This is a genomic window from Bartonella florencae, assembly GCF_000312525.1.
In the GTDB taxonomy this organism is placed as follows: Bacteria; Pseudomonadota; Alphaproteobacteria; order Rhizobiales; family Rhizobiaceae; genus Bartonella; species Bartonella florencae.
The window spans coordinates 27,120-40,727 of sequence record NZ_HE997455.1 but is presented as its reverse complement, the minus strand read 5'-3'; the positions used below and the strand labels follow the sequence as shown (position 1 = coordinate 40,727).

Annotated in this window: 11 protein-coding genes and 1 pseudogene; all 12 read left to right on the top strand. The window is 39.1% G+C overall.

Features of this window, described 5'->3' with window-relative positions:
* Window positions 1-18: 18 nt before the first annotated feature.
* Window positions 19-333 carry a hypothetical protein gene (locus BN202_RS07665; protein ID WP_034987861.1) on the top strand — a complete coding sequence of 105 codons (315 nt, stop codon included), beginning with the start codon at window positions 19-21 and terminating at the stop codon, window positions 331-333.
* Complete coding sequence (locus BN202_RS07660; protein ID WP_019220057.1) at window positions 323-991, top strand: VirB8 family type IV secretion system protein; 669 nt, start codon at window positions 323-325, stop codon at window positions 989-991. The genes BN202_RS07665 and BN202_RS07660 overlap by 11 nt, the downstream gene beginning before the upstream one ends.
* Window positions 988-1,851 (top strand): P-type conjugative transfer protein VirB9, encoded by an 864-nt coding sequence (virB9, locus tag BN202_RS07655; protein ID WP_019220056.1) that lies wholly within the window; start codon window positions 988-990, stop codon window positions 1,849-1,851. The genes BN202_RS07660 and virB9 overlap by 4 nt, the downstream gene beginning before the upstream one ends.
* A complete protein-coding gene (gene virB10, locus BN202_RS07650) occupies window positions 1,844-3,001 on the top strand; it encodes a type IV secretion system protein VirB10 (RefSeq protein ID WP_019220055.1) in 1,158 nt (385 codons plus the stop codon). Before virB9 ends, virB10 begins: the two co-directional genes overlap by 8 nt.
* A complete protein-coding gene (gene virB11 / locus BN202_RS07645) occupies window positions 2,998-4,068 on the top strand; it encodes a P-type DNA transfer ATPase VirB11 (RefSeq protein ID WP_019220054.1) in 1,071 nt (356 codons plus the stop codon). Before virB10 ends, virB11 begins: the two co-directional genes overlap by 4 nt.
* Window positions 4,069-4,135: 67 nt before the next feature.
* Complete coding sequence (locus tag BN202_RS07640) at window positions 4,136-4,342, top strand: antitoxin VbhA family protein (RefSeq protein ID WP_019220053.1); 207 nt, start codon at window positions 4,136-4,138, stop codon at window positions 4,340-4,342.
* Between the two features lie 10 nt (window positions 4,343-4,352).
* Window positions 4,353-5,981 (top strand): BID domain-containing T4SS effector, encoded by a 1,629-nt coding sequence (locus BN202_RS07635; protein WP_019220052.1) that lies wholly within the window; start codon window positions 4,353-4,355, stop codon window positions 5,979-5,981.
* Between the two features lie 154 nt (window positions 5,982-6,135).
* Window positions 6,136-8,055, top strand: coding sequence for a Ti-type conjugative transfer system protein TraG (gene traG / locus BN202_RS07630; protein ID WP_019220051.1), 1,920 nt, complete (start codon window positions 6,136-6,138; stop codon window positions 8,053-8,055).
* Window positions 8,056-8,517: 462 nt separating this feature from the next.
* On the top strand, window positions 8,518-10,152 hold the full coding sequence (locus BN202_RS07625) for a BID domain-containing T4SS effector (RefSeq protein ID WP_019220049.1): 1,635 nt from the start codon (window positions 8,518-8,520) through the stop codon (window positions 10,150-10,152).
* A 221-nt stretch (window positions 10,153-10,373) separates the two neighbouring features.
* Window positions 10,374-10,556 (top strand): annotated as a pseudogene (locus BN202_RS10565) (type IV secretory system conjugative DNA transfer family protein); the annotation flags it as partial.
* Between the two features lie 459 nt (window positions 10,557-11,015).
* A complete protein-coding gene (locus BN202_RS07615) occupies window positions 11,016-12,614 on the top strand; it encodes a BID domain-containing T4SS effector (RefSeq protein ID WP_019220047.1) in 1,599 nt (532 codons plus the stop codon).
* Window positions 12,615-12,926: 312 nt separating this feature from the next.
* Window positions 12,927-13,608, top strand: a 682-nt coding sequence (locus BN202_RS07610) for a BID domain-containing T4SS effector (protein WP_019220046.1), incomplete at its 3' end; no start/stop codon positions are given.

The window sequence follows — 13,608 nt, the reverse complement described above, 5'->3', positions numbered from 1 at the left end:
TATTCGTGAGTTCAAAAAATGAAACGAGAAATAACTTTTTTTATGATTTTAACCATTGTCCTTAGCGGCTGTGCTTCTTTAAGTGGCCCGAAAGAACCGCCACGCTGTAATGGCAAACACACCCGCCCCTTAAATAAAGATAAGTGGTATTTCTACAATAAAGACGTCATTTTCCAAGAAAAAAACGCCAAACCTTTAACAACACCCATCATTCTCAATACCTTAGAAAATGAAAAAGCAACAGCAGATGTGACACTTAAAGCAGCTTCATTGAATTCTATAAACCAGGAAACATTCTCTGATAAAACTGTGGAGGATAGACGTGAAAAGTAATGAATTTGATGAATATATAAAAGAAGCACGCTCATTTGATATTGATCGCATGCATGGCATGCACATACGAATGAAAATTTCCATGGCTTTGACAGTACTTTTTGGCTTAATGACAATCGCCTTAGCTTTCGCTGTAGCAGCATTAACGCCCTTAAAAACAGTGGAGCCTTTTGTTATCCGCGTTGATAATTCAACAGGCATTGTAGATACGGTGAGTGCATTAAAAGAGTCACCAAAGGACTATGATGAAGCGATAACACGCTATTTTGCGAGCAAATATGTCCTTGCCCGCGAAAGTTTTCAATCTTCAGAGGCAGAAAACAATTTTCGCTTAATTTCTCTTTTATCTTCACCAAAAGAGCAAAACCGTTTTGCAAAATGGTATGCGGGCAACAATCCAGAAAGTCCGCAAAATATCTATCAAAACATGACAGTCACGGTTGCAATCAAATCAATCTCCTTTTTAAGCAAAGATCTTATCCAAGTGCGTTACTATAAAACAGTCAGAGAACTAAATGACAAAGAGACTATTTCCCATTGGGTTTCGATTTTAAATTTTTCCTACGTAAATGCACGCATTTCCACATCGGACCGCTTAATAAACCCACTTGGCTTTCAAGTATCGGAATATCGCTCCGATCCAGAGGTAATAAAATGATCAGATTTTCTCATATAATCTTAGCGTTCGTTATTTTAATAAGCTGTCATACAGGCCCCTCCTTTGCAGAAACAGCGCCTGTGAGTGCACGCAAAGATAACCGTATCAGATTTGTCAATTATGACCCATATAATGTCACGCAAATTATTGGTTCTATTCGTTCTTCTGTCCAGCTTGAATTTGCCGATGACGAAGAAGTCTCCTATGTGGGTATTGGCAATTCGGTTGCTTGGCAAGTTGCTCCAGCAGGTCACTTTGTTTTTCTTAAACCACGTGAAGTTCAGCCTGTCACCAATTTACAAATTGTTACCACGCGCCAAGATGGAACAAAACGGTCTTATCAATTTGAATTACAAGTGCGTGAAGGAGATGTTTCAGCAGGCAATGACACATATTTTTTGGTAAAGTTTCGTTATCCAGAAGATGAAGCCTTGCGTAGAAAATTAGCTGAAGCAGAAAAATCAAAACGCCGTGAAGAAAAATTTGTAAATGATGTTCTCAATATCCATGAAAATTTTGGACCACGTAATTGGGCTTATGAAGCCCAAGGCTCCCCCCTCATTGAACCTGCTTCTGTCTATGACAATGGTAAAACAACAACATTTACATTTGTAGGCAATACTGAAATTCCTGCCATTTACCTTGTATCCCTTGATGGTCAAGAGTCGCTTGTTCCAAAATCAATTAAAGGCAACCAAGTCATTGTGCATGCTATAGCTGCACAATTTACTTTGCGCCGTGGCAATGACGTATTGTGTATCTTCAATAAAAATTTTGTGCCTGCAGGGGTCAACCCCGAAACCGGTACAACATCACCATCTGTACAACGTAAAGTGAACATAGGAAACAGCCATGAATAACCCAATGGATGAAAAAAGCATTAATGATCGCGATACGATAACAAATCTGCAAGGAAAAAAACAACAGAGCAATTTAGGAAAAGCAGCAGCTCTCCTTGTTCTTTTCGGTGTCTGTATTTATTTAGCATATTCAACGCTTGAAACAGACAAAACACATCCTATAGAATCTCCAAAAGAAGGAATTATTAAGCAAACAGAACTTTTCCGCCCAGCAGAACCAAAGCCTATAGTTCTTGAAACTCCGCAAAAAAATAACGCTTTGTTGCCCAAGGTTGAACTACCAACACCAAAAATCAATCAGTCAAAATCTGATGATGATAAACTCTTAGAAGCTGCACAACGTGCTCCTGTACTTGCCTATGCAAATACCAATCAGAACAAAGAAATCACAGCGTTAAATAATAGCGATTTACACCAAGGAGAAAAAAAACCTGATGAAACAGCACAGCACTTTAATCACCTTCTCAAACCAACCACCCTTGAAAGTATTGGCGCTTCCACTCTTGGCAATCGCAACTACATTATTGCCATGGGTGCTTCCATTCCCTGTATCTTAGAAACTGCAATCAGCAGTGACCAGCTAGGATTTACCAGTTGTATTGTCTCCAGAGATATTTTGTCCGACAATGGTCGCGTTGTTCTTCTTGATAAAGGCACACAAATTATTGGCGAATATCGTTCTGGATTAAAAAGGGGACAAAGCCGTCTCTTTGTGCTCTGGAATAGAGCTAAAACACCAGATGGTGTCATTATCACACTCGCTTCACCAGCAACAGATTCTTTAGGCCGTTCTGGTATGGATGGAGATGTTGATAATCATTGGTTTGAGAGGATTGGCTCTGCGCTTCTTGTTTCGATTGTCAAAGATGCAACAAACTATGCAAAAGGTCGTTTTTTAAAAGGTTCAGAAAAGGCGGAGTCTGAAACTGCCTCTTCTGGGCAAAATATTGCAAATATTATCACAGAAAATTACGCCAACATTCCTCCAACATTGACCAAGAACCAAGGAGAATTGGTTAATGTTTTTGTTGCCCGCGACTTAGATTTTTCCAATGTTTACAAATTGAAAGTCATCGAAAACAAAAAACAGATTACCAATCGAGCTCTTTCAAGAAATTTTTATAAACATTCTACAGTGACTTTAAAATGAACAAGAACTTGCATAGCTTGAACGATGAAACCATTGCAATTATTTTAACCAAACTTGAACCCATCAGTGCTTTTTTAAAAGACGAGAGTCTTTTTGAAATTGTCATCAATCGACCCTATCAAGTCATGACTGAAGGGAGTGAGGGATGGAAAACAATAGAAGCCCCGGCTCTTTCATTTCATGAGCTTATGGGGATTGCTAAAGTTGTCGCTTCCTATTCTAAACAAAATATCTCCGACAAAAATCCTATATTGTCTGCTACTCTTCCAGGCAATGAGCGTATTCAAATTGTCATTCCTCCAGCGGTAGAAAAAGACACAATCAGTATGACAATTCGCAAGCCATCCTCGCAGAGTTTTTCTCTTGAAGATCTTGCCAACAAGGGCCTTTTTTCCGTGTGTGAACAAGTAACATTTACGCCCTTAAAAGATTACCCATCACGCTTTAACGAACTCAAAAACACTGAGCATGATTTAGCAACTTCCTACTGTCATAAGGACTTTGTTTCCTTTTTAAATCAAGCTGTAAATTGCCAAAAAAATATTTTAATTGCCGGAAAAACCGGTTCTGGAAAGACAACGTTATCCAAAGCATTAATCGCCAAAATTCCTCATGATGAGCGTATTATCACCATTGAAGATACACAAGAATTGGTTGTCCCTCAACCCAACCATGTTTCTATGATCTATTCAAAAGATGGACAAGGTTTATCCTCTGTTGGTCCCAAAGAATTGCTTGAATCTGCCTTACGCATGCGCCCTGACCGCATTCTTTTACAAGAGCTTCGAGATGGTACAGCTTTTTATTATATCCGCAATGTCAATTCAGGACACCCTGGTTCAATTACCACCGTACATGCCTCGACAGCACTTGCTGCCTTTGAACAAATGACACTTCTTGTCAAAGAAAGTGAGGGAGGAAGCGATTTAGAGCGCAATGATATCCGCGGTCTATTGATTTCAATGATTGATATCATCATCCAATGTAAACGCATTGAAGGAAAATTCAAGGTCACAGAAATTTATTATGACCCCTTTAAACAACGCAACATCTTTGGCGGAAACTAAAGAGAAATCACGCCTGCCAAAAAGGCTTTTTAAAGGCATTTCTTGAAAAGCTGGAAAGGAAAAATAAATGTCGGAAAAGACGACACAAAATCTCTTATCGATGACAGCAGAAGAATTACAACAACGCCGTGAAGTAGTTGATGCGACCATCAACAGCCATGCACTTGAAGGAATAGCGCTTCATTCTAAAACACTCGTAATTTTAGAAGAATATGCGAAGGGGAATATTTCATTAGAGGAATTTAACACTCTCATGGACAGTGTGCGATTATAAGGAAGTAACTATGCCAAAAGCAAGAATAAAAAATATACAGACAACGTCTCCTCATCATTATGTCTACCCAAACACCAGAACACTCAAAAATAAATATGGAACAAAAAACTTAAAGTCCTTTCTAGAGAAATGCTCGCATGATACATCAAAAGCGATAGTTAATCTGCGTGAAGCCCCCCTACCAGAACAGTTTGATAGTTCCTATCTATGTCATATTCATTATGAGTTATTTAAAAATACCTTTGAATGGGCAGGACATCCCCGCCATATCCCCTTTACATTTGAAGATGGCACCACAGCCGTTATGCCAGAGATGAAAAGAACAGGTTGGGAAAATGCTTTTGCGCTGGGTGATGAAATCCAAGAAGGTTTACAAAAATTAGATCAAAAGCTTGCAGAGAAAAATAATTTGCAAGACTTAACGCGTGAAGAATTTAACTCTGAAGCAATAGACTTGTTTAACTCTCTCAATCAACTCCACCCTTTTAGAGAAGGTAACGGACGCACACAACGAGTCTTTTTTGAAAAACTTGCGCAAGCCGCAGGCCATAAACTTGACTTCTCGCTTGTCACAAAAGAACGTATGTTGCTTGCCAGTGTTGCAGTAGCAGAAAAAGGCGATCTAGCACCTATGCAACATCTTTTTGAAGATATCTCCAATCCAGAAAAAACCCATCTTTTAAAAGAATTTATGGACAGTATGAAAAATATGGGGCGCAATGTGAATGATCGCCCTGTTATGGTGACAAAAGAAGGTGAAACTTACACAGGCCTCTATAGAGGAGCGGGTCAAGATGGCTTTACATTCAATGTAAAAGGAGCTTACATCATCGGTAATAAAGAACACCTCACACCAGAACAATTAAAAACATTAAAACCCGGTGATAGAATTACCTTTACGGTCCCACAAGCACAGGAATTAAAGAACACGCTTATTCCAAAAGAAACATTAGCGCCTTTAGAAAAAGCTGAACTTTTCGAACTCATTGCAGAAGATGCCTGTGTCCATACCGCTCGAAAACAAATTCAACGTTTGTCAAAAATTGTTTATGGCAGCTCGAAAAAATGTGATGAGATGATGATTGCCATTATTAAAAATTCCAATTCTGGTCAACATATTGCCAACAAGATTGAACAAGCACCAGACTCTGTTGCTCTTCTTGCAGGTTTCAGTTTATGCGGCCTACAAAATCAAACACGTGCAAACGCTAAAAATCATGTTACAACACTTTGTAGAGCAATAGTCAATTTTACATGTGCGGTACAACATGCTAAGAAAGAAATCACGCAAGAGCATCAAGAAAAACAAGTTCGCCGTGCGAAATCGGTAGAAATGCCAAGTAAAAGCTTGCGAGATTTTCTCGATCTACCAAAAGAATTACAGCAAGAAGCTTTAGCACATAATCCTCTTCTTAAAAAAGAACTTGGTAATTTTACAAAAAATATCAACACGCGTCTTTCCTCAGATGAGCATAAAGCGATCACGGATAAAAATTATGAAAAACTTGCTGAAGCGATTGGCACATCGATCAAGAAAGCAGCAGAAATTACCGACATTGTTCAAAAAGTCAAAAAAGTCTACCAACAAACTCAAAAACGCACACTCAACCGTTCAAATGCGCTTGCTATGGTCAGCTAAAAAAGAGAACGCCTGTTGCTTGTTTTGAACACCATGTGGAAGAGGCATTTTAATACCTCTTCCACAGATAGAAAAGCAGATTATTAAAGGCCATACCAGCGACTTTACAAAGAGCACGCGCCATATCTTGAGAAAATCGAAAGTTAAGACAAAAATGAAATACACAAAGACACATTTAGCATTCATTTTAGCGCCAATTGCTTTAGGAGCTTTAACGATATTTCTCGTTCCTTATTTGTTGTTGTTTGTCACAAATGGGCTGAACACTACACAACTTTATTGGTATCTTCGCTCAGAGCCCTTAGTGGTATTGGTCATGGTTTCTGGGGTATCACTCTTTTATACTCTCTTACAAAAACTGTATCTGCGCAAAGCGATCACGTTTGTCTCAGCTCTTTTTTTTGGCATCACTGCGCTTTATCATATTGCTGGTGAAATAAAACGCTTAAGCCCTTATGTTGGCCAACAAGGGATCACTTGGAGCTATGCTCTACAGTTCATGGATCCTATGGTTATTTTTGGCATCACCATCGGTACTACGCTTTTAGCAATTCAGGTCATGATAACCTCTCCGCGTCAAAACAAAGTCAAGCGTGCCAAAAAAGGTATTTTTGGTGATGCCTCATGGATGAATTTAAACGATGCAGCAAAGATTTTTCCTGCCAATGGTCAAATTGTTGTTGGTGAAAGATATCGTGTTGATCAAGATAGCGTACACAATATTCCCTTTGCGCCTGGCAATAAAACAACATGGGGGAAGGGAGGGAAAGCACCTTTGCTAAGCTTTAATCTTGATTTTGGTTCCACCCACATGATTTTTTTTGCTGGTTCTGGTGGCTATAAAACAACAAGTACAGTTGTTCCAACATGTTTAACCTATCCAGGCTCTATTGTTTGCCTAGACCCTTCAACAGAAGTTGCGCCAATGGTTCGATTTGCGCGCAAAAAAATGGGGAATAGAAATGTTATTGTTCTCGATCCCAATTCAATTTTAACAAAAAACTTTAATGTCATCGACTGGCTTTTAGATGATAGCGTCTCATACACAAAGCGTGAAGCCAATATTGTAGCTTTTTCCAAATTACTTCTCAGCGAGAAAAAATCAGAGAATTCTTCGGCAGAATATTTTTCCACACAAGCGCATAATCTTTTAACTGCTCTTCTTGCACATGTGATATTTTCTGACGAATATGAAGACAGTGAACGCAATTTAAAAACATTACGCACCATTCTTTCTCAATCAGAAACGGCTGTTGTCAATCAATTACGCATGATTCAAGAAACGACACCTTCTCCTTTTATTCGTGAAATGGTAGGCATTTTCACAGAAATGGCAGAACAAACCTTTTCAGGTGTTTATACAACGGCTTCAAAAGACACCCAATGGCTTTCTTTATCCAATTATGCTGATCTTGTCTGTGGAAATGATTTTGCCTCATCGGATATCACCGATGGCAATACAGATGTTTTTCTTAATCTTCCCGCAAGCATTTTGAACAGTTATCCAGCAATTGGACGGGTCATTATCGGTGCCTTTCTCAATGCAATGATTACAGCTGACGGAAATTACAAAAAGCGTGTTTTGTTTGTCTTGGATGAAGTGGACCTTCTTGGTTATATGAATATTTTAGAAGAAGCACGTGATCGTGGTCGTAAATATGGCACCTCTTTGATGCTTTTTTATCAATCCTCTGGTCAGTTGGTTAATCACTTTGGAGAAGCAGGAGCACGTTCATGGTTTGAAAGCTGCTCCTTTGTAAGTTATGCTGCCATTAAAGATCTGCAAACCGCCAAAGACATTTCAGAACGCTGTGGACAAATGACCGTTGAAGTGGCAGGAATAAACAAATCGAGAGGTCTATCTTTGGGCAAGAGCTCTTACAACATCAATTATCAACAAAGAGCACTCATTTTACCTCATGAAATTATCCAAGAGATGCGTCAAGACGAACAAATTATTCTCATGCAAGGTCAGCCCCCTTTACGATGTGGCCGCGCGATCTATTTTAGAAGGCAAGAAATGTTAGCGGCTGCTGAAAAGAACCGTTTTGCCCCCAAAGCACAGAAAAACTAAAAAACATCCTCTTTATGGAGACTTGTTCATCAAAACAAGAACAACAGCGCACTGGAGCAAAACAGAGGTTCCGTTTCATAAAGCCCATAAACAAGGAGTTTCCATATGATCCAGCAAGAAAATATGGGGGGGAATAATTCTTTGAAGGATGTTTTTATGTATGTGCTCATAAAACCTAATATCCTTTATGAAACATCTCCAAACAATGAAACCACATCTCCGCCTTGCCCCCTATCAAGAAGCTTTTCAAGGTAAACCTTTTTCGGGAAAATCATCTCACACAACAGAAGAGCAAAAGCGCTAAGAGAAGATTGATACAATCAAAAACCCCCATAAATTTGAGGGAACTCTTTTGCCTCATCCAATGCTCAAAATCTTAAAAGAATAATATACGAGGGGAAATATTTCACGAGAAGAATTTAACACTCTTATGGACAGCGTAATATTATAAGGAATGGAACAATGCCAAAAGCAAAAGCAAAAGCAAAAAATATATCCCACGCTTCTCCCCATCATTATATCTACCCCGGTACTCAAATACTCAAAAATAAATACGGAGAAACAGATTTAAAAAGCTTTCTGGAAAAATGCTCCCATGATAGGGAACAAGCGTTAGTGAATCTTCGTGCAGAATCTCTACCAGAATATTTTGATTCTACTTATCTATGTCATATTCACCATCAGTTGTTTAAAAATACCTTTGAATGGGCTGGACATCTGCGCCATACCCCCTTCAAATTTGCAGATGGTAGCCTTGCTTCCATGCCAGAAATGAAAAGAAACGAATGGGGCAATGCTTTTTCAAGCGGTGAAAAAATCCTCGAAGATTTACAAAAATTAGATCAAAAGATTGCCGAAAAAGACAATTTGCGAGGTTTAACGCGCGAAGAATTTGTCGTGGAAGCAACGGAACTCTTTCATTCTCTTCACAAAATCCATCCATTCATAGATGGCAACGAGCACGTAGAACAAATCTTTTTTGAAAATCTCGCTAAATCCGCAGGACATCAGCTTGATTTTTCACTTGTCACAAAAGAACGCATGATGGCTGTCCATAGTGAAGCAATGCAATATGGCAATACACAATTGATAAAAGATCTTTTTGAAGATATCTCTCATCCAACAAAAAGGCGTCTTTTAAAAGAATTTATAGACAACATACACAATACAGGACGCGATGTGAATGATCGCCTTGTTATGGTGACAAAGGCAGGAGAAACCTACAGAGGAATCTATAAAGGTGTTGGTTTAGAAGGCTTTGTAATCGATACGCAAGGTACTTACATCATTGGCGATAAAGATGATCTCACACCAGAACGATTAAAATCATTAAAGCCCGGTGATAGAATTACCTTTATCGCCCCCAAACGCAAAGAGTTTGACACCACACTCATTCCAACAGAGAAATTAGCGCCTCTCACAAAAAGTGAATGTGCCAAAATGGTTGCGCAAACTGCCTATGTTCTTGCAGCTCAAAAACAAGTCCGGCAATACGCAAAAACTGTTTATGGCGATGCAAACACATTAAACGAACAGCTAGAAGCGATTATTAAAAATCCAGAATTAGGCCAACAGCTCGTGGATCAGATTAGACAAACACCGCATTCTGTTTCTCCTCTTACAGGTTTTAGTATATGCGGTCTACAAAATCAGGCACGTATAAATGCTCGAACTCATCTTGATGCGCTCTCTACTGCAATTGAGAATTATGTATATATTGTAGAAAATGCACATCATATAATCACTCGAAACCATAAAATTGAACAAGAACGCCTCGAGAAAATAGTAGAAAAACCCAGTGAAGCCTTACAAAATATTTTTTCTTTATCACCGGAACAACAAAGAGAAATCTTGGCTCAATCTCCTCAATTACACCAAGAACTCCGCACTTTTGTACACAGCATAGAACATCGTCTTTCATCAAACGAATATAGTGCGATCAAAAACAAAGATTATGAAACACTTGCACAAAGTATTGGTATATCAGAACAGAAAGCACGAGAAATTACTGACATTGTTCAGAAGGCAAAAAACATGCATAACCAATTACACACACGCACACAAAATCGTTCAAATGAACTTGCTGTGGCCAACTAAAAAATATGACCCTTGTTGCTTGATCTGAACACCCATATAGAAGAAATGTTTTGAGATTGCTCCCTTCTATGCAAAAAACAGATTACTCAAGCGCCTTACCACCAATTTAGCAAAGAGCATCATATTATCCAGAGCAATTGTTGACGCCTTACAACTGAGGAAAACGACAAAAGTGTATTTTGTTTGTCTTAAATGAAGTAGATCTTCGTGGGTTATATGAATATTTTAAAAGAGCGTTCATTTTACCTCATGAAATTATCCAAAACATGCGTCAAAATGAATAAATTATTCTCATGCAAGGTCAGCCCCCTTTACGATATTGCCGCGCGATCTATTTTAGAAGGCAAGAAATATTAGCGGCTGCTGAAAAGAACCGTTTTGCCCCCAAAGCACAGAAAAACTAAAAAACATCCTCTTATGGAGACTTGTTCATAAAAACAAGAACAACAGCACACTGGAGCAAAACAGAGATTCTGTTTCATAAAAGCCCATAAACAAGGAGTTTCCATATGATCCAGCAAGAAAATATGGGGGGGAATAATTCTTTGAAGGGTGTTTTTATGCATGTGCTCATAAAACTTAATATCCTTTATGAAACATCTGTAAACAATGAAACTATATCTCGGCCTTGCCCCCTATTAAGAAGCTTTTCAAGGCAAGCCTTTTTCGGAAAAATCATCTCACACAACAGAAGAGCAAAAGCGCTAAGAGAAGATTGATACAATCAAAAACACCCACAGATTTGAGGAGAATCTATTCCCTCACGCAATGCCCAAAATTTCAAAAGAACCCCCGAGGGAGATTTTTAAACGAGAAGTTTAACACATTCTCATCAGTCATCCTATCTTATAAGGAGAAAACATATGTTAGAGCACAACTATCTGTATAAAAATGGCAGAACACTAAAAAATAAATATGGCATAAAAAATCCCCAACAACTCTATACACGCTGTGCCCATGAAGCAGCAAGAGCAGCCGTGAATTTTCGCTATGAATCTCTACCACAAAAATTTGATGCTACTTATCTGAAAACAATTCACTGGAACCTTTTCCATAAAAGTTTTGAGTGGGCGGGTTATACCCGCGATCAATCCTTTACATTTTCAGATGGTACCACTGCCCGTATGCCAGCAATGCGCCCTAAAGGTTATGAAGTTCCTTTTGCTGTCGGTTCACAGATTAAAAGAGAGCTTAAACAATTAGAGCGCATGCTGCATGAAAAAAACAATTTACAAGGTTTATCGCGCCAAGAATTTTCTGAAAATGCCGCTGAAGTCTTTATGCTTCTCAACCACGCGCACCCTTTTAGAAAAGGCAACGGGCGCGTACAGCGCATGTTTATGGAAAAGCTTGGACAAGCTGCCGGCCATAAAATTGACTTTTCTTTTATCACTAAAGAACGCTTAACACACGCCTGTGTTGCCGCAATGCAACAAGGCAATCCACAACCAATGCAGCATCTCTTTGAAGACATGACCCATCCCCAAAAAGCACTGGTTTTAAAGGAATTCATCTCCCACATGAGAAATGCTGGACTTGAGGAAATCAACAATCGTATGGTGATTGCAGCAAAAGAAGGTGAAACCTATGATGGCATCTATAGAGGCATGGCCGCAGAAGGTTTTGTCATGGAGGTTGATGGTGTTTTTGTCGTCGGCAACAAAGATGATCTCCCACCAGAACAAATGAAAACCTTACAAAACGGTGCATCTATCTGTTTTGAAAAATCAAATGTACAAAATTTAAAAGAAACACTTATTCCAAAAGAAACATTAGCACCTCTCAGCCAAGAAGAATTGTTCGCAAAAGTTACCAACGATCCCTTTATTCAAGCCGGCCAAAAACAACTTAGACACTTATCAAAAAAGGTTTATGGCAATCCTAAAATCTTAGACATGAAAATAGATTTAATAAATGCAGATCCGAGCTTAGGCCGCGTATTTGCCGAGCACATCTCCCAATATCCTAAATCGATCAGCAAACTTGCAGGGGTAAAGATATTTGGCATAAAAAGTCCAGAGCGTAGACATGCTGAAGAACATATCCCACAGCTTTGTGAAGTGTTTAAAAATTATGCAAAAACAGTACAACAAACAAAAAAGGAACTTCTAGAAAAACACACAAGAGAACAAAATCGCACCAACCACTTTGTTGAAAAACCAAACAAAGATTTACAAAACCTTTTTACCCTATCACCAGAACAACAAAGAGAGGCCTTGTCTCATTCTCCTACCCTGCAACAACAACTCCATGTTTATGCGCGCCAACTACAAAATCGCTTATCAGCACAAGAACGTCAAGCCATACAACAAAGAGAGCACACAAAACTTTCTCGTCTCATTGGTGTATCAGAAAGCAAAGCAAAAGAAATTGCAGACACGGTGAAACTTACAAAAGAAGCCCAATGTCAGATGCGGTCGCTTAAAGTGAATCGCTCTTTATTGATGGCTCTTACCGGCTAAACAAAAAAACGCTTTAACTTTTTCTCCCATTCCTTGGCGCTTTCTCTCGATTACGCCAAGATTGTTTCAAAACATTACAAAAAAATCATCTTCAAAGAGCTTCAAAAATTTTATTTAACTGAGTGATAATAATTTCACAAAAAAACTATATAAAAGACATAAATGTCGATTACCCTGCTCGCTGAATAGCGCAAATCTTTGGAGGTCCCTCAAATTGATATTTTCCTATAAAAACTATCAAGGTATAAAGGGGGAGAGTGCACCAAAACGTGCAGCAAAGAGCTTTTTTCTGAATATTGAAAGGAAACGTGCATGAAAAAGCATCAGTCAGCCCCTTCTAACAAGGTAGAAGAAGTAAGAAAACAGTTTGAACAACAAAACCTAGGAGCATCTGAGCAAGAATCTCTCTATGCAAAGGTGAATAAACCACCCAAAGAACAGCGCGCCCAACAGCAAGAACCCATCTATGCAGATATTGACTTTGGTGCAAAGGGTGGGCGTGCACCCCATGAACCCGTCGAATCTGTCTATGCAACCGTTGCCTCGAGTGGACGAGAGCCTTCACAACAACCAGAAGTTATCTATGCAGATATTGACTTTGGTGCAAAGGGTGGGCGTGCACCCCATAAACCCGTGGAATCTGTCTATGCCGAGGTTAGCGCAGGAAGAACAACCCCTCCTCCAAGAACGCCGCAAGATGAGGTTACTTCAAAGATTTTAAAAAACGCAGAATTCCAATATGGTGTATTGGAAGTCCAAGAGCGTTGCCAAGTTGTTTATGGTGACCGGTATGCTTTGAATAAAGACCTTTCTGCAATTCTTGAAAATCCTCAAGCTGGAGAGAAAATCCTAAGAAACCTTATGGAAAATCCTGAAGACCCTGGTAAACTTGCCGGAAGAACAGTACTTGGCATAAAAAGCCAAGGCCGCAAAGAAGCTGAACAAGAGTTTCGGCATCTTTGTTCAGCTTTTGAAAAGCATATATGTCAGGTAG

Bases quoted from the DNA above. Each gene is read 5' to 3' on its own strand.
- BN202_RS07665 (WP_034987861.1), top strand. From the start codon at position 19: ATGAAACGAGAAATAACTTTTTTTATGATTTTAACCATTGTCCTTAGC.
- virB9 (WP_019220056.1), top strand. From the start codon at position 988: ATGATCAGATTTTCTCATATAATCTTAGCGTTCGTTATTTTAATAAGC.
- virB10 (WP_019220055.1), top strand. From the start codon at position 1,844: ATGAATAACCCAATGGATGAAAAAAGCATTAATGATCGCGATACGATA.
- virB11 (WP_019220054.1), top strand. From the start codon at position 2,998: ATGAACAAGAACTTGCATAGCTTGAACGATGAAACCATTGCAATTATT.
- BN202_RS07640 (WP_019220053.1), top strand. From the start codon at position 4,136: ATGTCGGAAAAGACGACACAAAATCTCTTATCGATGACAGCAGAAGAA.
- BN202_RS07635 (WP_019220052.1), top strand. From the start codon at position 4,353: ATGCCAAAAGCAAGAATAAAAAATATACAGACAACGTCTCCTCATCAT.
- traG (WP_019220051.1), top strand. From the start codon at position 6,136: ATGAAATACACAAAGACACATTTAGCATTCATTTTAGCGCCAATTGCT.
- BN202_RS07625 (WP_019220049.1), top strand. From the start codon at position 8,518: ATGCCAAAAGCAAAAGCAAAAGCAAAAAATATATCCCACGCTTCTCCC.
- BN202_RS07615 (WP_019220047.1), top strand. From the start codon at position 11,016: ATGTTAGAGCACAACTATCTGTATAAAAATGGCAGAACACTAAAAAAT.